This window comes from Yersinia vastinensis (assembly GCF_044905075.1).
GTDB classification, from domain to species: domain Bacteria; phylum Pseudomonadota; class Gammaproteobacteria; order Enterobacterales; family Enterobacteriaceae; genus Yersinia; species Yersinia vastinensis.
Window position 1 is genome coordinate 1,444,877 of record NZ_CP173260.1, and the last position, 21,320, is coordinate 1,466,196.

The following is a 21,320-nucleotide window of genomic DNA, read 5'->3' on the forward strand; positions in this document are numbered from 1 at the left end:
GGCAGGTCGCTAAGGCGGCCTTTTTTTATGCCCGCAATCCATCAGGTGACTCATGCAATATTTCTATAACTCCCGCTTAGGGGAAAGCCGCTTTGAAATGAGTGACGGTGGCCTATTGTGTAAAGACGTACCAATAGGCCGAACCGGAGTACAGCTTTATGGTGGTGAAGAGCTGGACGACATAGAGCCTGATAGCGATGGCGAAATACTCGTTGAAAGAACCGAGGATGAGGTATTTAAACCCGAAACACTCGCCAGCTTTGAGGGAATGACATTCACAGTATCTCACCCCATTGAAGATGTAACCCCTGACAACTGGGGCCGTTACGCTGCTGGTCACGTTCAAAATGTCAGGCGGGGTACGGGAGACCAATCAGATTTAATGATCGCCGACATCGTGGTTAAGAAGGCCGAAGCAATATCGGCAATTCTTGATGATGGTGTCGATCAAATTTCGGCTGGCTACGATGCCGAATATCAGCAAACCGCCATAGGCAAAGCCCGTCAGCACGACATTATAGCCAACCATGTTGCTCTCGTTCCTACGGGACGCGCAGGGAAACGCTGCTCAATCGGAGATAGTAAACGTATGACAACCAATAACACCTGGCTAGCTAAGCTACGCCGAGCAATTAAAACCAAAGATGCGGCAGCGATGGAGGAGGCAATGGAAAGTGTCCCTACCGAGCTGACTAATGATGAAGGTACCGGCGAACTGCCCAAGGCCATCAATATCACCATTAACCCGCAGCAACCACTACCGAAGCAAGAACCAGAGCTGGATGCTATCGCGACTACTGATAGTGGTGATATCGAAAGTCGCGTTGCTGCGATGGAGACAGCCTTAGCCGCGATTCTGGAAAAGTTAGGTTCCACTACTGACTCTGACCCGGATGAAGAGGAAGAGGGGCGACGCATGACCAGCGATGCCGCTTATCATCAGGATATTGTTTCCCGCGCCGAATTGATTATACCCGGCATTAAATTACCAGAGGGTGGAAAGCTGTCGTCCTTTAAACGGACCGTATTAGACTCGGCGTTTAAAACAACCGAAGGTGAGAAGCTGCTGAAAGGTATTGTCGGCGACAAACCAGATTTTGCCAAAATGCCGAAACTGTCTCTTGATGCGGCATTCATTGCTGCCAGTGAGATTGCCAAGGGTCGCAATAACACTCAGTTGAACCATCGAACCATCGATTCCGCCGCACCAAATCACCGACCTACCGCCGCCGACCTCAATAAACAGAACGCCGCGTTCTGGGCTAAAAAAGGAAACTAATTCATGACAGCATATTTATTCCGGATGCCTGCGGGCATTGCCGGGGCAGTCTCACGTCCGCAGGATCTGACTATCGAGCCGGTATTGATTAATACAGCCAACCCGTTCAGCCAATACGGTCTGGCGGGCAAGTTCAGTGGCAACTTCTTTGTGCCATTGGAAGAAGATGACACGGCAGACAAAATCGTCGGCATCTTTGTCCGTCCATTCCCTACCACGTCAACACCAGACAAAGTGCGCCAGATTGGTACCAGTAATAACTTTGCCGGTGATGCGCTGAAGCGCGGGTACATGACTGTAAATATTGGCGCTACGGCTGCTGGCGTTGTTAAAGGTGCGCCAGTTTACATCCGCGTTGCTGATGCCACCGAAGCTAGCCCTCTGGGTTCTGTTCTGGCCGCTGCGATTGCTGACGCTACTGTGGTGCTGCCTAACGCTTATTTCACGGGTGCCGGTGATGCTGCTGGTAACACTGAAATCTCTTACAAGATTTAAGGAACAATCAATATGTTCACTTACGACAGCCAGCGCACCATTGATGCCAGCGGCGCATTCCTCATCGGGGAACTGGAGCGATTAGATCCAGAGATTAACCTGCCGTTGGTGGGAACGACTTACACCCGCGATATTCAATTCCGTGAAGATGTGAATATTGCTGATGAGATCAGTTCATTCACTAAAACTGGCTTTGGTGTTGCCGGTACGGGTGCCAATCCAAAAGGTAAAAACTGGGTTAGCCAGGAATCGACAGCGCTGGCGGGCGTTAACGTCGATATCGATAAAAAGGGTTTCCCGCTGACGCTGTGGGGGATGGAGTTGGGCTGGACAGTAATTGAATTAGCCGCAGCTCAACAAGTGGGCCGCCCAATAGACACGCAGAAATATGATGGCATGGTGTTGAAATGGCATATGGACGCCGATGAGCAGGTCTATCTCGGTGATACCGATCTGGGTGTAAAAGGTCTGGCTAACTACACCGGCGTAGCGATTGGTAACGCAACTAAATCATGGCTGATATCGACCGTGGCTGAAATCCGCGATTCCATCAACAAGGTGCTTTCCGATGCCTGGGCTGCCTCTGGTTATACCGTGGTACCGAAAGACCTGTTGTTACCCCCTGAGCAGTACGCCTATCTGGCACAGGTTATTGTGTCTGATGCGGGTAACCAATCTTTGCTGACCTACCTGACCACTAACACTATCGCTTTCCATCAAAACGGTATTCCTCTGAATATCCGTGCGGTGAAGTGGCTGAAAGGTGCTGGTGTGGCAGGTAAGGATCGGATGGTGGCCTACACCAATGACCGTAAATATGTGCGTTTCCCATTAGTGCCACTGACCAGCATCCCGATCCAGTATCGCGGGTTGTGGCAGTTGGTGACCTATTACGGGAAATTGGGCGTGGTTGAAGCCCCCTACATCGAAACACTGGCTTATTTCGACGGTATTTAATAACTCAGATGGCCTCCTGCGAGGCCAGTAAGGTGAAATGATGAAAATTGCAGTACACACACCCTTTAAATTGTCGCTGCCTGGTCAGCCAGATATTGCCTTTCTTGTTGGCACTCACACAGTAACCAAAGACGTTGCTGAGCACTGGTTCACTCTGGCTTATGCCGAAGTTATTGACGGTGAGATCGAGCAAAGCAATGCCGATATGCAAGCAGCCATCCTTGAGATGCAGAAGCAAATCGATGAGCAGGTACTGGCGCTTGTGGCGCGTGATGACACCATCCTTGAGATGCAGAAGCAAATCGATGAGTTGACCAAGCCGAAGGTGAAAGCAAATGCCAAGGAACAAAAACCTACCGACACCGGAACAGTTCAGGACTGATTTTCCTCAGTTTGAGAATGAGGCCCGATACCCTACCGCCGCCATTCAGTTTCGACTATCACTCGCTGACAACCTTTTAGATGAGAACCTACTGGATAATATGTTTCCTTATCTGGTTGAGTTGTTTGTTGCTCACTACATGACGTTGCAGGCGAAGGATATGCAATCAGCGGCAATGGGAGGTGGTAGCGGGGCAACCAGTGGCGTGGCAGCGTCCAAGAGCGTAGACAAGGTTTCAGTGAGCTATGACAACAGCGCCACGCTCAACCCTGATGCCGGATTCTGGAACTTTACCCGCTATGGTGCCGAGTTCTACCAGATCATTCTTATGTTTGGTGCTGGTGGGAGGCAGTTATGAAAAGCGGCTTAAAGGTTCGGGTAGATAAGGCGAATAGCGTTCTGGCTGCGCTCAAATCTATCGGTAATAAGGATGTGCTGGTGGGGATCCCCGAGTCAACCAGCAACAGAAGTCCGGAGGAGGGAGAGAAGGTAACGATAGGTAATGCTCAGATAGGTTATATAAACGAATACGGCTCTCCCGCTCAAAACATCCCAGCACGACCACATCTGCAACCCGGCGTTCAATCCGTTCAGGACAAGACGATAGCAAAACTCAAACAGGCTGCACAGGCCACGTTTGATGGTAACTCAGGGGCAGCAGATAAAGCACTTAATCAGGCGGGGTTAATTGCCAGTAATGCCGTAAAGCGCTACATGACCATCACCAATTTAGTTCCCTTGGCTGATAGCACTCTCGCGGCCAGGGCCAGGCGTGGGCGAAAAGGTGCAGCAAGGGAGTTAGCGAGGCGTTCGGGTGAGAGTTCTGTCATGGATAAAAACGATGCTGGTCAACTTATCAGCAATACCAACGCCAGACCATTGATTGATAAGGGGCAGTATCGACGCGCCATAACTTATGTCGTAAGGAATAAAAATGCCAAATCTTGATGTTACTGACGTGCTGTTTGATCCGGACTTCTGTGACATGTCACTGGTGGTTAAACGAAACATTCAGACGGTGGATGCTGACGGATTTGCCACAAATGAGGTTACTGAAAAGGGTTTTGCAGGTGTAGTGACAGTCGATCGTTCCCTTGAGTCGCGCCGGATGATGTCAGGGAATGTTATTGGTGGTGCCATTCTTATTGTGACCATTGAGCGACTTACACAGGGACAAACGGGGCGTGATGCCGATATCGTGACCTACCAGAATCGTGATTATCGTGTGACGTTTGTTGACCCCTATACGGCGTATGGTGCGGGATTCGTTCAGGCGCACTGTGAACTCCTGCCGTTCGATGGAGGGATACCCATTGAGCAACAACAGCAGTAATGAGGCGGGCTGGTTAACGCCAATCGCTGAGGGTCCCTCATATGATGAGACGCTGGAGCGACAACTTAGCCAATGGCTGAGGGGAGTCTCCGGGTTACCCGATGGTTACGTTCGCCCCAGATGGACCTCAGTCCAACCCCCAATCATGGAGGCTAATGTTAATTGGTGTGGTTTTGGGATTATTGACATACCCGACGATTCCGGCCCAGCCTTTGAGAACCAAACAGAAAACAGTACCGAGTTATGGCGACACGAAGAAATAGAATGTATGGCGAGTTTCTACGGCCCTAGTGGTCAGCGTTATGCAGCCCAATTTCGTGACGGCCTGACTATCACCCAAAATAACGACGAACTGGTAACGATGGGCCTTTCTCTGGCCCGATGCAGTCACATCACACCATTTCCTGAACTCATTAATAACAAATGGGTACGTCGTTTCGATATCACCATCAAGTTACGCCGCAAAGTGATACGCGAGTACGGCATTAAATCGCTGACCTCCGCACCCGTTAAATTCTTCGGAGAATAACCTCATGTCGCAGGGATTACCTGTTTCTAACATCGTCAATGTGACGGTGAATATGGCTGTGCGTGCTGCCATGGCTCGGAACTTTGGTTCCCTGCTGGTGGTTGGCCCGTCGCCTGTTATCGATGCTCACGAACGCCTGCGCAGCTATTCCAGTGCGACGGATATTGCATCTGACTTTGGTCTGGATGCACCAGAGTATAAAGCCGCGAATTTGTATTATCAGCAGTCACCGCAACCGATTGATTCTTATGTCGGGCGCTGGGTGAAAGAAGATTCGGCCGGATTGTTGCGCGGGGCGATTTTAAACCCAACTCAGCAGCTTATGGCTAACTTTACCGCCGTTGCTGATGGTTCCATGAAAATCACCGTTGATGGTGTTGAAACCGTTGTCAGTGATGTTGATTGGACTGCTGAATTAAACCTGAATGGTGTGGCGGCCCGAGTTGAGGAATCACTTCTCATCGCAACGGTTATCTGGAATGGTAGCCGCTTCATCATCACATCCAAAACCACAGGGGCAGCATCGGCGGTCGGCTATGGCTCTGCTGATGCGACCGGCACCGATATCTCTGTATTGATGGGATTGATTGAGAATGCCGGAGCGCTGCCTGTTCAAGGTCTGGCAAAGGAAACCATTCAGGCCTGCATCTATAAACTGGCTGATATGTCTACACGCTGGTATGGATTGGTAATTGCTGACCCGTCATTAAATGATGAGGACGTGATCAGTATTGCCGCGTTTATCCAGAGTGATGATGTATCGCGCATTTACGGCCACACTACGCAGGTAACTTCTGTGCTGGATGCGGATATTGATACTGATATCGCCAGTAAGCTTAAGGCCGCGAACTATGCCCGTACGTTGGTGCAATATTCCAGTTCGAGCCCGTACGCCGTCGCCTCTATTTTTGGTCGCGCCTTTACCGTGAACTTTAACGGCAATAACACCACCATCACGTTGAAATTTAAACAGCAACCAGGCATTACCGCTGAATCAATTAGCCAGTCTCAGTCCAATGCGCTGAAAGCGAAGAATTGCAATGTGTTCGTCAATTACGACAACGACACGGCGATTATTCAGGAAGGTGTGATGTGCAATGGTGATTTCTTCGATGAGCGCCATGGCCTCGACTGGTTGCAGAACTACGTACAGAACAACCTCTATAACCTGTTGTATACCAGCACCACCAAAATCCCACAGACAGACGCGGGTGTAACTCGCTTGCTCACCAACGTAGAAAAATCACTGGATCAGTCTGTCACTAACGGGCTGGTGGCTCCGGGCGTGTGGGGTGGTGATAGTTTCGGTGTGCTGGAAACGGGCGACACTCTGACTAAGGGGTATTACGTCTACGCACCACCTGTAGCAGATCAGGCACAGGCTGATCGTGAAGGGCGTAAAGCGCCGGTGATGCAGTCTGCAACCAAGTTGGCCGGTGCTGTTCACTATGCCGATGTCATTATTAATGTTAACCGCTAAGGGGCTGATGAATGTCTACTTATAGTTTTATGGATGTCACTGCCTCCATTACTGGTGTGGGCGGTTCCTTCGATCTGGGTTATGGCGCAGCTGTAGCTGAAGAGGGCATTACCACCTCGATGATCGAGAATAAAAACACCATGACCATTGGTGCTGATGGTGAGGGTATGCACAGTCTGCATGCGGGGAAAGGTGGGACAGTCACAGTAAACCTACTGAAAACCAGTCCGACCAATCGCAAATTATCGGCCATGTATAACGCGCAGGTACAATCGAGCGCAACGTGGGGCAATAACATCATTCTGATTCGAAATACCGCCAGTGGTGACACATACGCGGCGCGAGGTTGTGCATTCCAAAAACAGCCTGATTTCAATAACGCCAAAGACGGTGCGCTGGTGCCATGGGTATTTGACTGCATCAAAGTAGACCAACTGCTGGGTACTTTTTAGGGGGTAGGTAATGGAATTCACGATTAAAGGTATTGAATACCGCTCTCAGAAACTTGATGTATTCGCGCAACTGAAAGTGTCCCGCAAGTTACTGCCTTTGCTGGCGGGCATTCTCAAAGACCTGCGAAGCGGTACCGTCACGATTGAAACGGCATTACCCAGCATCGCCCAGTCACTTTCGGATATCAGCGACGAGGATTGTAACGCCATCATTCATCCTTGCCTGGCGATAGTGTCACGCAAGCATGGTAGCGCCTATAACCCGATTTTCACCGGTGGTGAACTGATGTTTGATGACATTGATCTGATGGCAATGCTGCAAATTGTTGGTCGGGTGGTGGGCGACTCCATGGGAAATTTTTTGCACGAACTCCAAGAGAGCGCACCAGCGGAACCGCCAGCGGCTTGATGCTGGATACCTTGCCGGGTGGGGAGGATTTTATCTTGCGCCCGGTAAAGCACCAACTCACGACGATGGGTGAAATAAAAAGCGGCAATATTGATTTACTCGACATTGCACTACTGAATGATTACCTCGATCTGGAGGCTGAGAATCAGGCGAAAATAGATAAGTGGAGATCCGATAAATGAGCAACGCTGAAACCATTAAGGACTTCCTTGTCAGTCTTGGCTTTAAACTGGATGAGGCGGGGGAGAAGAAATTCTCCGCTGTTGTTTCTGGCGTCACGGCCAATGTGCTGAAAATGGGGGCCGTTGTAGAGGGTGCGGCGTTGGCCGTGGTTGGCTTTACCACCAAAATTGCCAGCGGGTTAGACAAGGTCTATTTTGCCTCTCAACGAACCGGCGCAAGTGTGGCGGGCATCAAAACTCTGGGTTATGCCGCTTCTCAATTGGGCGTTGATGCCGCGTCAGCGCAAGGCTCACTGGAAAGTCTGGCCCGATTTGTTCGCAACAGTCCGGGGGCCGAGGGCTTCCTGAATCGCCTCGGTGTTCAGACCCGTAGCGCAAACGGCAGCATGCGTGATACATCAGCCATCTTTACCGGACTTAGTGCAAAACTGAGCAGCATGCCGTACTACCGCGCCAATCAGTACGCACAGATGCTGGGTATTGATGAAAATACGCTGATGGCAATGCGTAAGGGGCTGAGGGGCTTTGGCTCCGAATATGCATTAACCGCTAAGAAAATCGGCTTTAATGCGAATACCGCGGCCAAACAATCCAACCGCTTTATGACATCCATGCGTAATCTAACGATGACGGTTGGTCAGGCGCGGGACAAAATCGGCGCAAATCTGGCAGATGGGCTGGCAGGGGATATTGATGCTCTGCGCAAGCAACTTCTCGATAACTGGCCGAAGATTGAAGCGGTGCTGATGAAAGTTATCAAGGGCATTCTCTGGGCAGGGGATGCGGTTGCGCGCGTATTGTGGCGCACTGGACAGGCCATTGATGATGTTATGTCATGGTTTAAAAAGCTAGACCCGGTCACGCAACAACTCCTTATGTTGTTTGGTGGCTTGCTGGTGGCATGGCGTTTACTCAATACAGCGTTCCTGACGTCGCCAGTGGGGATTGTTCTTTCTCTGGGTGCAGCGCTTTTTGCCCTGTACGACGACTATAAAACATGGAAAGAGGGCGGGAATAGCCTGATTGATTGGGGAAAATGGGAGCAGGAGATAAACGCGGCGCTCAAGGGGATAGATGACCTAACGAATTCCATCAAGGGCGTTGGTGTCGAGTTAGCCAGACTGCTTAACATCAACCTGAAAAATTGGTCGCTAAAAGGCGATATCGAGAGCCTGACGAAACAATTCGGCGAGTTCGGCAAAATGATATCGATGATCGGCGATCTGATTAATGCGTTGAAAGATGGAAACCTGAGCGAGGTTGGCAGGATTGGGAAAGCGTTATTTAGTCAGGGTAGCGAACAGCCGGATGCCATGCCTGCCGTAACAGATAGCGCGAATAGCGCCGCTGATTGGTTTAAGGATAAAACTGGCTTTGACCCCAGAAGTGTTGGGCGATGGCTACGTGGCGAAAATAACAGGGCAGAACCTGAACAACATGCCCAGTCAGCGCGTCGGATAAAAGACATTGATCTCCCCGGCACTGTAGCGGGGCAACTCAGTGAGACCGTTGAAAAGATAAAGGGCCAAAAGTTCGCGGATAATCTTACCGATGCCCTGCTGCGATTAGTTAACCGCGCTGCTGAGACCGTCAGTCAGGTTGTTAGCCCTGCTGCAATGCCTGACGGCGTGACCGCACCTAAACCCTCATCGACTGGAGCTGCTTTACTTGGTTGGTTACAGCCAACGTTCAGTAAGCTTGAAGCACTCTATAAGTTGCCAGCGGGCCTGCTTAAAAGTGTGGCAATAACGGAATCGAGCGGTAATCAATACGCCGTTTCTGGCGCGGGTGCTAAAGGGTTATTCCAGTTCATGGACGGAACAGCAAAGGATATGGGGCTAAAAGGCAATGACGTTTTTGACCCTGAAAAATCTGCCGCAGCTGCTGCTAAATATCTCAACATGCTCCTTAAGATGAACGGTGGTGATTTGGATAAGGCTCTAGCCTCTTATAATTGGGGGATCGGCAATGTCCAAAAACACGGTTTAGGCCTGATGCCACCAGAAACCCGCAATTATATCCCTAAAGTGCGGAGCAATATGCCTGGTGGTGGATTACAGCAGGAAACGAACATCAATATTTATGGTGCAGCCGATCCCGTATCCACTGGAAATGAAGTGGCCAGCAGACAGACCGGCGTTAATGCGCGACTGACTCAGCAATTAAACCCAGTAACCCGATAGGAGGGTGAATGGATATTCTTTCTGCTCTCTTTCGACAGCAAACACGAAAAATCGGGGTGTTGGTACCCAGTGTGATTATCTCTGAAAAACATCAGGACGCACTGGAGATTACAGAGCATCCCGTAGAGGTAGGCGCGGCAGTTAATGACCATGCGTATAAACGTGCCGCCGAAGTAACAATGGAGGTGGGTTTTGCCGGCGGCGGTTCATTGCTGGATTTTGTAGATACCTCAACCATAGGGTTAAGTCTGGGTAAAAGCCCGGAGGAGGTTTATCAAGAACTCCGTGATTTACAGGAAAGTAGAGAGCCATTCGACGTCATTACCGGCAAGCGGAAATACAGCAATATGCTGATCCGTGGCATTGAGGTGACAACGGATAAAACCAGTGAAAACGTGTTGATGTGTGTTCTTACCCTGCGTGAAGTCATTATGTCTCAAACTGAATCAGTCAAGGTAGCCGACAAAGAGAATATGCAAGATGGGGTAAGTACATCTGCGATGCAAAACACCGGCACGAAAGCCCCAGCCCCAGCTAATAAATCGCTGTTGAAATCTGGTCTTGATTGGATAACGGAGACCTTTTAAATGAATGTTCAAGAAATCCCTCTAACAGCCAATAATCAGTTTTTCAATATCACTCTCGGCGAAAGAGCACTTAACTTGCGCCTGGTCTATCGTGATGCGGCGGGCTGGATCATGGACGTGAGAGACAGCGGCGGCGTAGATCTGCTTTGTGGTGTCCCGCTGGTGGTCGGTATTGACCTGCTGGCGCAATACCCTGACTTGGGTATCAGTGGTGTGTTTGCTGTGCTCAGTGATGATAGTCGAGAGGAATATCCGACCAAGGCCAATCTAGGCACCGGCAGTCATTTATATTTCGTGCAGAATAACTAAATCAATCCACTCAATACAACCCGCCACTGTGCGGGTTTTTTTATGGGGTTTTTATGAGTAAGAACTGGATACGCCATTTTGAATTGATGTTATTTGATGATGAGGGAAAGGGGATTAATTTCACTGACTTTAAGGTGACGTTTAATATTGAGTGGTATAACACCTCATTCCCGCGCGCGGCTATTTTCAAGATTTATAACCTCTCACAAAATACGGTAAACCGGATCATCGGTACCGAGTTTTCAAAGCTAAAGCTTATTGCTGGTTATGACGGTTCAACCTCACCGAATGGTCAGAATGAAGATGCTAATTTTGGCGAGATATTTTCAGGTGATATTCGATACACGATAACGGGCCGTGATAACCCCACAGATACGTTTATTCTTATTCAGGCTATCGATGGTCATAACGCATTTATTAATGCCACCATAAACCAGACAGTAGCAGCGGGTTACACCGTAGCCGACATCAACCAACTACTCATGCGTAATTTGGAACCATTCGGCATCACTCAGGGCATCATGCCGGAAATGCCGCCTACAGTATTCCCTCGCGGTAAAACCATGTACGGCATGACGCGGGATTATCTGGATAACGTTGCCAAGCAATGCAAGGCCACCTGGCAGTTTGTTAACGGCAAGGTTGATATGGTACCGAATGATAAGTACGTGCATGAGGCTATTGTGCTGAATAGCAATACTGGCTTGATTGGCATGCCACAGCAAACTATCGGTTCGGGTGTTAACGTACGCTGCTTGATTAATCCCAATATTCGCCTGAATGGACTTATCCAATTAAATCAAGAATCGGTCTATCGTACGACGCTATCTAGTCAAGAAGTGCAAATGGCAGGCGGCAGGCTTGAAGAGCAAGATAGTAATGGCAATGTGACCGTTAGCGGGGCATTAAGTCAACCGGCCAGCATTGCGACCGATGGTGTGTATATCGTTAGAGGGATTAGCTATACTGGCGATACGCGCGGCAACCCGTTTTATATGGATATGATGTGTGAAGCTCGCGGGGCTAGGGATTTGTATTCATCTTCAGCTTTTAGCAGAGCACAAGTACCTTGAACTTAATTAATATAAGAAACTATAAAATGAAACTAAAAACTATTTTCTTACCTTTATTATGCATTGTAATGCTGAATGGATGTGGGGCATTGCCTCAAAAGCCCAAAGCAGTAAGTGACAATTGGCAAGGACGTGAAGCCGCAAGATTGGAAGAAAAAAGAAAACAGGATACGGTCGATTATCTTCAAAGGCTTGAGGAAGGTGAGCGCCAAAAAAAGGAATTTAATCTGGAGCATCCAGAGGTAGAAATAACAGGTTTAGGTCAAATGTTTTCGAATACAAAACTGGCCTCTTTACGTGAGCCTTTCGATAGTATGAAATTTTTAACAAGATATCCTGACACCAAAGATATGCAGAAATTATATGTAAAGGTTGGAAATTATGACTTACCGTTAAGTAGGATTCTTATTTCTATAAAAGAACAAGTTATTGAGTGCCAGCGTGTTTCAGCATATTTAGATCATGATGTCGAGAGTCAATGCATAAGTCAGTCAGTGCGTGGTTTATCAAATTTCGCGCAAATGATTAATGATCTTGATACCCCTGCTTTAACGAAAAAGGCAGCACTAGGGGAAGCAACTATAGGTAACGTGATTTATTTTGATCACGCAGCCAGACTAATGAGAATGCATAACAAAATGTGTAATAAGCAAAATGATGATGGATATGTAAACATGGTTACAGTTGCTGTTCCTTGTAAGAATTTTAAAGGTGTTGGCATTAATTAACTTGCATTAATGGTTTGATGCTATCGAGTAATTCTCTACTAATAGATGGAGATAGCTTAATTGTGAATAAGTCATTAGACATAACCTTTAACGGCTCCTATATCAGTAAGTTAAGGGTGGTAGTATCACTGCTAAAGATCTGCTTTTTATTGGTATTTAATGAAAAAGCGATTCTGAGTTTAGAGGATTTTAATCCTAAATAATATTAACCCGCCAATGTGCGGGTTTTTTATTGGAGTTTTTCCATGACGGTATCAACAGACTCCCGTTCGGGAGAGCTATCCGAAACCTTAAGAATATTACAATCATCAATATCATCTCAATTACGCGTATCGATGCCGGGAATTGTTCAATCCTTCGATGCTGACAGCGTGACATGTGATATTCAAATAGGCATTAAAGGCGAATCAGGCGGGGAATCAACAAACCTCTCAGTGTTGACTAATGTACCGGTTATTTTTCCGCGCGGTGGTGGTGTGACCATGACATTCCCCATTAAGGCTGGGGATGAGTGTTTATTGATTTTTGGTGATCGGTGTATCGATTTCTGGCACCAATCAGGCGATATACAGGAAACGGTTGACGAGCGAGAGCATGATTTATCGGATGCTTTCGCCATTATTGGCCCCCAGTCACAAGCAAAGAAAATTAGTGGTATCAGTACCAGCGCCGCGCAGTTTCGTAGTGATGATGGCTCAACCTATTTTGAAATAGACCCGACAACCAAAAAGATAAAAATCGTGGCACCTGGTGGCTTTGAGGTGGTGACGCCTAAGGCTGAGTTCTCTGCTGAGGTTCTGGTTAATGGCCTGTTCACTTTCCTTGGCGGGCTGGTGGGGAGTGCGGCGGAGGGTGTCTCTGCAAAAATTACTGGTGCTATTGAATTCATCGGTACCCTTACCTCTAACGGTAAGCGGGTTGATGATACCCATACGCATAATGAAGTACAGCCAGGTACCGGCAACTCAGGCAAGGTAAATTGATATGCGCTATCGCAGAGAGGACGAGAACGGCGACTACACATTCGGGCAGGGTGATAATACATTCTTGATTGACTCCCCGGAGGCGGTCGCTCAGGCAGTGAAAACCCGCTTTGAATTATGGCGTGGTCAGTGGTTCTTAGATTTAACTGAGGGTACGCCTTATATCCAGTCGGTGCTCGGCAAGCAACGCTCTGATGTTTATATCCTGGCTATCCGTGAGCGTATTCTTGATACGCAGGGTGTTAACTCAATAGTGGATTTTGAAACCAATTACACCGGCGATACTCGCCGCGTCACTTTCACCGCAACTATAGACACCATCTACGGCACCACAACCGTTACCAGCGAGGCTTAAATGTTAAACCTTGATACGCTAGGGCTGAATGCAATTGTCAGCGCTACGGGGATAACTGCGCCCGATTTTGAGACTATCCGTAGCACTTTGGTGAGTTATTTCCAAGAGATTTATGGTACTGACAGCTATCTGGATGCGGATAGTAAAGACGGGCAAATGGTCAGTATCTATGCGCTGGCCATCCATGATGCGAACAATAGTGCTATAGCCGTCTATAACTCATTCTCTCCGGCAACCGCGGTGGGAAATGGCCTTTCCAGTAATGTGAAAATTAACGGCATTCAACGGAGTAAAGAAACCAATTCAACTGTTGATTTGCTGATCACGGGTAGTGTTGGGCTGGAAATTGCCAACGGGGCCGCGCGTGATGCCGATGGTGTGCGCTGGGATTTACCGGCCAGCGTGGTTATTGGTCTGGATGGGACTGCAACTGCGACGGCTATTTGCTCGGTACCCGGTGCAATTGTCGCTCTGGCTAATACCATGAGAGAGATAGCAACGCCGACTCGGGGTTGGTTAAGCGTCAATAATCCGACAGGGGCAACACCGGGCAAGCCTGTAGAGATGGATGCTGAATTACGTACGCGACAAACATCATCCGTAGCGCTTCCTTCACGCACGGTACTTGATGGCATTCTGGGGACCATTGCTGGTATTAGTGGTGTAGAGCGGTATCGAGGTTATGAGAATGACACCAGCATTACAGATGCCAACGGCATACCCAGCCACTCAATCTCTCTCGTGGTGGATGGTGGTGATGCTACGCAAATTGCACAGGCTATCGCTCTGAAAAAGGGACCGGGATCTGGGACGTACGGCACAACCACCATTCCCATTACAGATAAGTATGGAATTGTTCACCCCATTCATTTCTTCCGGAAAGGTACTGTGTTGATTTATGCCCGTTTGGAAATAAAAGCGCTGGTGGGGTATACCTCGTCAATTGGTACTCAGATTCAAAATGCTATCGCTGAATACATTAATGCTATAGAAATCGGTGAACCCGTAAGAATCAACAGTCTCTATCTACCCGCTCAATTAAATGGCAGTGCTGAGCGCCTTACCTACGACATCAACCTTTTACAAATAGGTATTTCTCCATTGGAGCTATTGGAGGAAAATATACCAATATCATTCAATGACGCGGCAGCTTGTGTGCCTGAAAATATAACTTTAGTGGTGACTTAATGAGTGAGACTAAATATCGAAGTCTCATCACTTCCTATCACAAAAATAAGCCTAAGTTTTACGACCATATATCTCTAATCACTGCGCCGTTCCTTGGTATCCAGAAAGCGACAAATCAACTCACCAGCGACTTTGACCTCGATAGCTCAATAGGCAATCAGGAGGATGCAGTCGGGTTGTGGGTAGGTATTGGGCGAAACATCAGAACGCCAATCACCGATGTTTATTTCTCACTGGATACTGAGGGGCTGGGTTTTGATCTGGGGAGTTGGAAGGGGCCGTATGACTCGCTAACAGGCTTCACTCGATTGGATGATGAGACTTACCGCACGATACTTCGGGCAAAAATCCAGGCTAACCACTGGGACGGTACAGTAGAAACCCTCAGCGATATCTATCAAAGCATTTTCCCTGACGGGCGCACAAAGATATTCGCCGTCGATAACTTTGACATGACCATGACTATTTACATTGCTGGTGAACAAATCTCATCGGTGATGCGGGCTGTTATTGCTCAGGGATATTTAGACGTTAAACCGGCTGGCGTTGGCGTCACAAATTACATCATTTCAACTGAGGCCGGTGCGTTATTCGGCTTTGATTTAGATAACGAATATTCCTCGGGATTCGATAATTCATCATGGGGTTTATCATTAAGGAAAGCACATGGCTAAGAATGAAATTCTACCGTTTGGGATTGGTGTTGATGCCAATGTATTGACCCCAGCCGAATATGAGGCGCTAGCGGCACGAGTCGGCGGCTTTTCGTCAGGGGTGGCAAAGTCAGAGCAGTTAAATACTGTTTGGCGTCAATCCGCGTTTCTGTCTTCAATGCTGGCGCAATTTATCGCGGATAATTCCGGGCAAGATGTTTTGGACGATGGAAAGATAGCTGAGCTCCAAGTTAGTTTGGAATTAGCAATCAAGAGTTACGCTAATAGCAACTTACCCAGCGCTTCAACCGCACAAAAAGGGATTGTTCAGTTAAGTAGTGCGACTAACAGCACCAGCGAAGTTTTAGCTGCCACCCCAAAGGCCGTTAAAGCGGCAAATGATGCTGCCCTAAAAATTGTTAATAACCTTTCTGAGATTGCTACAGCGGGTACGGCAGCGGTTGCCACGACTCTCGCAAACCTTGGTTTAGGCGACGCGGCAAAGCGTACCGTTGGGACGGGTACAAATCAAATCCCTGACATGAATTCTTTCTTATCTGGCGCTCAATGGTCGCGTTCACCAGACGGTACAATTGTTCAGAGAGGGGTGGCAGTAAGCGCTGCCAGTGGTTTTATCAACGTGACATTTCCAATTCCTTTCACATCATCATTCAATGTTGTACTTTCTCCAGCAAGCTCAGTAACGCCACCTGCTAGCCGATATTCAGTCGTTCTCGGTGCATCTAATTTAGTGAGTTTCGATTTTGTGTGCTGGATTTTAAACTCAAACGTGTTGGTAGCAAACAGTTGCCAATGGGTTGCGATAGGGAGATAAAATGAAATATATATATGATGCAAAAACTAACGCTTTTTATCCGCAAGCACTTAAAGATGATTATTTACGTTCAGGGACTTGGCCGGATGCGGGTGTTGAAGTTGATGAAGAAACATTTGCGCTTTATACAGGGGAACCGCCAGCGGGTATGGTGCGTGGTTCTGTTGATGGAATGCCCTCTTGGGTAGATGCACCACTTCCTAATCCACCGGATGCGGAGCAGTTGATATCAGAGGCTACAGAAAAAAAACATCAACTAAAAATACAGGCTGATTCAGAAATTGAATGGCGTCAAGATGCTGTTGACGGTGGTTATGCTGAACCTGATGAGGTCACGGCATTGGCTGCATGGAAGAAATATCGTGTTTTACTGATGCGTATCGACACATCAAAAACACCAGAAATTGAATGGCCACGCACGCCGGAATAACAAATCAATCAAGTTTCCTTTCAGCAACCAACTTAAACGCTTCTTCATACTCAAACTGACAGGTAGCAACAGGTCCTAGTATTGGTTCAAACCTTGACACGCCATCCCACCACATCGAATCACCATCTATAATTACTCGCTTTGTTGCCCAGTTTGGCGCATTGGTGAAGTGATTTTCATTACCGGAAATAATTGTCCATTTCATGCGTGGGTGTCCTTATTAATTTTGTGGATAGGGTAGGAGTTGCTTTATAAACATTCGAATTGGTTATGCAGATCAATACTTGATTATTGATCGGCTAAAACGATCAAATTGATATCGAGGGGTTCGGTAGCGTATCTGGGCAGGGTTTAGGTGGCGGCGCTGAATGCCGCCGCTTGTTTCTACTTGTTGATCATTGAATCAAGATAGTCCGCATACCATTGCATCATGCGTTTTCTATCATCAATGTATTGGGCGTGATTATACACGCCTCTGATTTTACTTTTATCAAGATGAGCAAGTTGACGCTCCACCCAGTCACCTTCGAATCCATGCTCATTGAGTATTGAACTCATTTGGTGTCTGAATCCATGGCCACACGTTCGCCCCTCATAGCCAACCCTGCGGATCACCCCCAAAACAGTATTCTCACTGATGGGTTTTGTTCTGTCATTTCTTCCAGGAAACACCAAATCAAAGTGTCCAGTTATTGGTTGTAACTGCATGAACAAGTTAATGACTTGGCTGGATAGCGGAACAATGTGTAAGCGGCGTTTTTTCATTACCTCGATAGGAATGGTCCATATCCCCGCTTCCAAATCTACATCACTCCATTTAGCGTGGCGCAACTCCTTAGTTCGCAATCCTGTTAGCATTAGTATCTGAGTCGCTGTCTTAGCTATCACACTGCCAAAGTATGAATTCAGCGCAATAATAAAATCTGGTACTTCAGCTTCAGTGAGGAATGGATAGTGAGTGCTATTAGGTGGCGTCATTGCCACCGTTAAATCTGGAGCTGGATTATATTCAGCTCGACCGGTAACGATCGCATATTTAAAAACCTCCCCGCACCGCCTTCTTGTTTTTCTCGCCATCTCCATGGCGCCGCGCCCTTCAATTTTCCTGAGTACATCCAAAAGCATTAATGGTTTCACATCTTTTATTGGCATATGTCCTATAAAAGGGAAAACATCACGAACGAACATGGACATAACTAAATCACTGTAGTCAGGTGTCCATACCTTTCTTTTTGAGTTGTGCCACTCTCTTGCTATCGCCTCGAAAGTGTTTTCCGCTGATATGCGCTGAGAGACTTTTTTTGCTTTCTTGTCTTGAGATGGATCCACACCATCAGCAAGTAGCGATTTCGCTTCATCTCTCTTTTGACGTGCGTCAGCCAGTGTAGTAGCTGGAAACAAGCCAATGGTAAGCAGTTTCTCTTTCCCGTTAATTCGGTACTTGAGCCGCCATGACTTAGCGCCAGTGGTAGAAACATACAAAAATAAACCTCCACTATCAGACAGCTTATATGATTTTTCTTGCGGTTTAGCTGTTTCTACCTGCCTAGCTGATAATGGCATTTCGGGGGTATCCTATGTGGAGGTTGTTTCAATACCCCTGATACTACCCCCGATTTATAGTTTATTCACGGTTATTTGTGGTTATGTGTGGTTACATCGATTGCCTGAGAGCGTTACTGTGAAAGGGTTTTTGGTGTGACGTAGTAACGCTGGGTAATGCTGTCGTGGTGTCCCCGACTGGAATCGAACCAGTAACTAGCCCTTAGGAGGGGCTTGTTATATCCGTTTAACTACGGGGACCTTTTTATCAGCGGGTTTACTGCCGATGAAGTGTACTGCCGGAGCATTATACGCATTTTGACCCAGATAATAAGCAGTTAGCTGTCTGTTTGGTTATTCTGTCACCAGCGGGGAGTGAATAATTAGCATTAGTGTGCAAAAAACATCAGACCAAAGCGGTAAAAAGTGGGCCATTATGTGTGCGGGTGATTGTCTACTTTGTCGCTTTTTTTAGGTTGATGGGTCATATCGCTGCGGATCTGTGCGTGACTTATCAATGCAAAAATAAAGGTGCCACCAATAATGTTGCCCGCAAGAGTTGGGATGGCGAACGGATAGATAAATTGCTGCCAGGGTAACGATCCGTTAAATACCAAATAGAAGATTTCTACTGAGCCAACCACGATGTGGGTTAGGTCACATAGCGCCACCAGATAGGTCATCAGAAAAATCACCCAAATCTTGGCCCCTCCCGCGGAAGGCATCATCCAGACCATAGTGGCAATGATCCAGCCGGAAAATATACCATTAGCAAACATCTCACCCGCAGAATTATCCATGACACTTTGTGCAATGCTAACAAACGCGGCACGCGTAGCCTCGTCAAATACGGGCATATAAATAAAAGCGCAGGCCGCGATTCCGGTGCCAATCAAGTTGCCAAACAATACCAACCCCCAGAGACGGAATAGCAGGATAAAATTTTGGCGACTGGGCTTTTGCATTATCGGCAGTACAGGGGTGACGGTATTTTCAGTAAATAGCTGTTGGCGCGCCATAATGACGATAATAAAACCAAAGGTATAACCGATGTTTTCCAGTAAAAAGCTAGCTGGAGTATCTGGTAATTTGGCGTGAAAAATACCTTTGGCAATCAATGATGCTCCCATGGAAAGGCCCGCCGCCACGGCTGACCATAGTAGGGCAAAGCTGTCGCGCTCTAACTCTTTTTCACCCTCGACACGAATAATTTCATGGATTGCTGCGGCTTTGGAGGGCAGGTTTTTTTCGTACACTTTAATTTCCTTACCATCATGTTGTCCGCGGCTCTCCACGTTCAGTTCATCCTCAGCTTGAGAAAGTTTTTCATCACTCATAGGGGATTTCCGGTTAGTCGTGAAATAAGGAGGTCGTCAGAAAATAAGCATAGTAGCTAATTATTGTTCGTGAGCTTTTAGTCACGATAACTAAGATAAGTCGTAACTAAATTTTAACGTTGTTGATTTTTTCTACAGAAATTTGATCTTGACCCGAATATTACCTCTATTAGGGTAGGCCTAGCATTAGACCCATGCTACGTAAGGAATAAGCCTTATGTTATCATTCAGTTTTCCTGAGTGAATAATTCTACGGTGGAAGACAATCCTTCATGCTGGAAGCTAAAAATCTGACCTGCATCCGAGATGAACGAAGCCTGTTCCAACAGTTAAGTTTCTCTGTGGCGGCGGGAGAGATTGTACAAGTGGAGGGGCAAAATGGGGCAGGTAAAACCAGTTTGCTGCGTATTTTGGCCGGGCTTGCTGATGCTGATGTTGGGCAAGTGAACTGGCTGGGTGAAAATATACGCCGTGACCGCGCCCGTTATCATCAGGATTTACTGTTTTTAGGTCATCAGCCGGGCATTAAATCGGTGCTGACACCATTTGAAAATCTGGCATTTTACCAGTCGGTATTCCAGCAGGTGGATAGTGCCGCAATCTGGCAAGCCTTATCTCAGGTTGGGTTGGTGGGATATGAGGATTTGCCGGTCTCTCAGTTATCGGCAGGCCAGCAACGGCGAGTGGCATTGGCCCGTCTGTGGTTGAGTAAAGCACCGTTATGGATTTTGGATGAACCTCTGACGGCGATTGATAAGCAGGGCGTCAGCACATTGTTAGCCCTGTTTGTGGCGCATGCCGCCAAAGGCGGTATGGTCTTGCTCACCACACATCAGGATCTGGATGCTGTCGGCCAGCATGTGCGTAAAATCCGTTTAACCAGCACGCAGGAGAAGTAATGTTTATCAGCGTGTTGCGCCGTGAATTGAAAATAGCCTTCAGAAAAGGCGCAGAAATCGTTAATCCGCTCTGGTTTTTTCTGATTGTTATCACCTTGTTTCCATTAGGGATTGGCCCGGAACCACAATTATTGGCACGTATTGCCCCGGGTATCGTCTGGGTTGCGGCATTACTCGCTTCATTGTTATCTCTGGAGCGATTGTTCCGCGATGATTTCTATGATGGCTCTCTTGAGCAGTTGCTGCTATTACCCACTCCGCTAGCCCTCACGGTGTTAGGCAAAGTGTGTGCTCACTGGGTTGTTACCGGGCTGCCTTTACTTATTTTATCGCCCTTAGTGGCGTTGCTACTTTCCCTTGATAGTGATACTGCCATTGCGATGGCGCTGACCCTGCTGTTGGGGACGCCAACCTTAAGTTTTATTGGGGCTATCGGTGTGGCGCTGACCGTCGGTTTACGTAAAGGTGGCGTTCTGTTGAGTTTATTGGTTCTACCGCTGTATATCCCTGTGCTGATTTTTGCTACCGCAGCTATTGATGCGGCGTCGATGGCACTGCCGATTGACGGTTATCTGGCTATTTTGGGGGCAATGTTAGCAGGGAGCGCAACATTGGCACCTTTTGCTACCGCTGCTGCATTGAGAGTGAGTGTGCACTAGCTAATTATCGCTGGGCACAAAGAGGCTTTTTGTCTGAGAAGTTATTAACAACAACCATTAA

28 protein-coding genes and 1 tRNA gene are annotated in these 21,320 nt (G+C 47.7%); 25 read left to right on the forward strand and 4 right to left on the reverse strand.

The features are described 5' to 3' along the window. Window positions 1–52 precede the first annotated feature (52 nt). The 23 genes from ACIOG0_RS06710 (at window position 53) to ACIOG0_RS06820 (ending at window position 16,822) form a co-directional block, all read left to right on the forward strand. Window positions 53–1,279, forward strand: a complete 1,227-nt coding sequence (locus tag ACIOG0_RS06710; RefSeq protein WP_404704966.1) for a DUF2213 domain-containing protein — start codon at window positions 53–55, stop codon at window positions 1,277–1,279. A 3-nt stretch (window positions 1,280–1,282) separates the two neighbouring features. Then, complete coding sequence (locus ACIOG0_RS06715) at window positions 1,283–1,774, forward strand: hypothetical protein (protein ID WP_404704967.1); 492 nt, start codon at window positions 1,283–1,285, stop codon at window positions 1,772–1,774. A gap of 12 nt (window positions 1,775–1,786) precedes the next feature. After that, complete coding sequence (locus ACIOG0_RS06720; protein ID WP_404704968.1) at window positions 1,787–2,731, forward strand: DUF2184 domain-containing protein; 945 nt, start codon at window positions 1,787–1,789, stop codon at window positions 2,729–2,731. A gap of 40 nt (window positions 2,732–2,771) precedes the next feature. Beyond that, a complete protein-coding gene (locus tag ACIOG0_RS06725; protein ID WP_404704969.1) occupies window positions 2,772–3,113 on the forward strand; it encodes a hypothetical protein in 342 nt (113 codons plus the stop codon). Next, window positions 3,067–3,471 carry a DUF4054 domain-containing protein gene (locus ACIOG0_RS06730; protein WP_404704970.1) on the forward strand — a complete coding sequence of 135 codons (405 nt, stop codon included), beginning with the start codon at window positions 3,067–3,069 and terminating at the stop codon, window positions 3,469–3,471. Before ACIOG0_RS06725 ends, ACIOG0_RS06730 begins: the two co-directional genes overlap by 47 nt. Continuing rightward, window positions 3,468–4,061: a hypothetical protein gene (locus ACIOG0_RS06735; RefSeq protein ID WP_404704971.1), complete on the forward strand. Its 594-nt coding sequence runs from the start codon at window positions 3,468–3,470 to the stop codon at window positions 4,059–4,061. The genes ACIOG0_RS06730 and ACIOG0_RS06735 overlap by 4 nt, the downstream gene beginning before the upstream one ends. Beyond that, a complete protein-coding gene (locus ACIOG0_RS06740) occupies window positions 4,048–4,446 on the forward strand; it encodes a head-tail adaptor (RefSeq protein ID WP_404704972.1) in 399 nt (132 codons plus the stop codon). The genes ACIOG0_RS06735 and ACIOG0_RS06740 overlap by 14 nt, the downstream gene beginning before the upstream one ends. Next, window positions 4,412–4,975, forward strand: a complete 564-nt coding sequence (locus tag ACIOG0_RS06745; RefSeq protein WP_404705045.1) for a hypothetical protein — start codon at window positions 4,412–4,414, stop codon at window positions 4,973–4,975. The genes ACIOG0_RS06740 and ACIOG0_RS06745 overlap by 35 nt, the downstream gene beginning before the upstream one ends. Window positions 4,976–4,979: 4 nt before the next feature. Then, window positions 4,980–6,455, forward strand: coding sequence for a DUF3383 domain-containing protein (locus ACIOG0_RS06750; protein ID WP_404704973.1), 1,476 nt, complete (start codon window positions 4,980–4,982; stop codon window positions 6,453–6,455). Between the two features lie 11 nt (window positions 6,456–6,466). Beyond that, entirely contained in the window at window positions 6,467–6,907 is a 441-nt protein-coding gene (locus tag ACIOG0_RS06755; protein ID WP_404704974.1) for a DUF3277 family protein, read from the forward strand. Window positions 6,908–6,917: 10 nt separating this feature from the next. After that, complete coding sequence (locus ACIOG0_RS06760; protein WP_404704975.1) at window positions 6,918–7,316, forward strand: phage tail assembly chaperone; 399 nt, start codon at window positions 6,918–6,920, stop codon at window positions 7,314–7,316. Then, a complete protein-coding gene (locus tag ACIOG0_RS06765) occupies window positions 7,316–7,498 on the forward strand; it encodes a DUF6889 family protein (protein ID WP_032912096.1) in 183 nt (60 codons plus the stop codon). The genes ACIOG0_RS06760 and ACIOG0_RS06765 overlap by 1 nt, the downstream gene beginning before the upstream one ends. Beyond that, complete coding sequence (locus tag ACIOG0_RS06770; protein ID WP_404704976.1) at window positions 7,495–9,681, forward strand: transglycosylase SLT domain-containing protein; 2,187 nt, start codon at window positions 7,495–7,497, stop codon at window positions 9,679–9,681. Before ACIOG0_RS06765 ends, ACIOG0_RS06770 begins: the two co-directional genes overlap by 4 nt. Window positions 9,682–9,689: 8 nt before the next feature. Beyond that, the gene (locus tag ACIOG0_RS06775; protein WP_404704977.1) at window positions 9,690–10,268 is read left to right on the forward strand and encodes a phage baseplate protein; all 579 of its coding nucleotides are present in this window, start codon (window positions 9,690–9,692) and stop codon (window positions 10,266–10,268) included. Further along, complete coding sequence (locus ACIOG0_RS06780) at window positions 10,269–10,577, forward strand: phage baseplate plug protein (RefSeq protein WP_404704978.1); 309 nt, start codon at window positions 10,269–10,271, stop codon at window positions 10,575–10,577. Window positions 10,578–10,630: 53 nt separating this feature from the next. Continuing rightward, window positions 10,631–11,650 carry a phage protein gene (locus tag ACIOG0_RS06785; protein WP_404704979.1) on the forward strand — a complete coding sequence of 340 codons (1,020 nt, stop codon included), beginning with the start codon at window positions 10,631–10,633 and terminating at the stop codon, window positions 11,648–11,650. 26 nt (window positions 11,651–11,676) lie between these two features. Then, window positions 11,677–12,378 (forward strand): hypothetical protein, encoded by a 702-nt coding sequence (locus tag ACIOG0_RS06790; RefSeq protein WP_404704980.1) that lies wholly within the window; start codon window positions 11,677–11,679, stop codon window positions 12,376–12,378. 245 nt (window positions 12,379–12,623) lie between these two features. Continuing rightward, entirely contained in the window at window positions 12,624–13,361 is a 738-nt protein-coding gene (locus ACIOG0_RS06795) for a Gp138 family membrane-puncturing spike protein (RefSeq protein ID WP_404704981.1), read from the forward strand. 1 nt (window position 13,362) lies between these two features. Next, window positions 13,363–13,716 carry a hypothetical protein gene (locus ACIOG0_RS06800; RefSeq protein WP_404704982.1) on the forward strand — a complete coding sequence of 118 codons (354 nt, stop codon included), beginning with the start codon at window positions 13,363–13,365 and terminating at the stop codon, window positions 13,714–13,716. Next, window positions 13,717–14,904, forward strand: coding sequence for a baseplate J/gp47 family protein (locus ACIOG0_RS06805; protein WP_404704983.1), 1,188 nt, complete (start codon window positions 13,717–13,719; stop codon window positions 14,902–14,904). Further along, the gene (locus ACIOG0_RS06810) at window positions 14,904–15,578 is read left to right on the forward strand and encodes a DUF2612 domain-containing protein (RefSeq protein WP_404704984.1); all 675 of its coding nucleotides are present in this window, start codon (window positions 14,904–14,906) and stop codon (window positions 15,576–15,578) included. Before ACIOG0_RS06805 ends, ACIOG0_RS06810 begins: the two co-directional genes overlap by 1 nt. Next, complete coding sequence (locus ACIOG0_RS06815) at window positions 15,571–16,392, forward strand: phage tail protein (protein WP_404704985.1); 822 nt, start codon at window positions 15,571–15,573, stop codon at window positions 16,390–16,392. The genes ACIOG0_RS06810 and ACIOG0_RS06815 overlap by 8 nt, the downstream gene beginning before the upstream one ends. A 1-nt stretch (window position 16,393) precedes the next feature. Beyond that, window positions 16,394–16,822 (forward strand): tail fiber assembly protein, encoded by a 429-nt coding sequence (locus ACIOG0_RS06820; RefSeq protein ID WP_404704986.1) that lies wholly within the window; start codon window positions 16,394–16,396, stop codon window positions 16,820–16,822. 4 nt (window positions 16,823–16,826) lie between these two features. Here the strand turns inward: ACIOG0_RS06820 and ACIOG0_RS06825 are convergent, their stop codons facing one another. The 4 genes from ACIOG0_RS06825 to ACIOG0_RS06840 all read right to left on the reverse strand — a co-directional run bounded on the left by ACIOG0_RS06825 (window position 16,827) and on the right by ACIOG0_RS06840 (window position 19,701). Further along, on the reverse strand, window positions 16,827–17,027 hold the full coding sequence (locus tag ACIOG0_RS06825) for a hypothetical protein (protein ID WP_404704987.1): 201 nt from the start codon (window positions 17,025–17,027) through the stop codon (window positions 16,827–16,829). Between the two features lie 179 nt (window positions 17,028–17,206). Beyond that, window positions 17,207–18,385 (reverse strand): tyrosine-type recombinase/integrase, encoded by a 1,179-nt coding sequence (locus ACIOG0_RS06830; RefSeq protein WP_404704988.1) that lies wholly within the window; start codon window positions 18,383–18,385, stop codon window positions 17,207–17,209. Window positions 18,386–18,550: 165 nt separating this feature from the next. After that, window positions 18,551–18,625, reverse strand: a tRNA-Arg gene (locus tag ACIOG0_RS06835). Window positions 18,626–18,798: 173 nt separating this feature from the next. Then, on the reverse strand, window positions 18,799–19,701 hold the full coding sequence (locus tag ACIOG0_RS06840; protein WP_050101524.1) for a formate/nitrite transporter family protein: 903 nt from the start codon (window positions 19,699–19,701) through the stop codon (window positions 18,799–18,801). A 272-nt stretch (window positions 19,702–19,973) separates the two neighbouring features. On the opposite strand from ACIOG0_RS06840, the gene ccmA reads away from it, so the two are divergent. Then, window positions 19,974–20,600 (forward strand): cytochrome c biogenesis heme-transporting ATPase CcmA, encoded by a 627-nt coding sequence (ccmA, locus tag ACIOG0_RS06845; RefSeq protein ID WP_050101526.1) that lies wholly within the window; start codon window positions 19,974–19,976, stop codon window positions 20,598–20,600. Continuing rightward, window positions 20,600–21,259, forward strand: coding sequence for a heme exporter protein CcmB (ccmB, locus tag ACIOG0_RS06850; protein ID WP_050101528.1), 660 nt, complete (start codon window positions 20,600–20,602; stop codon window positions 21,257–21,259). The genes ccmA and ccmB overlap by 1 nt, the downstream gene beginning before the upstream one ends. Window positions 21,260–21,320 lie beyond the last annotated feature (61 nt).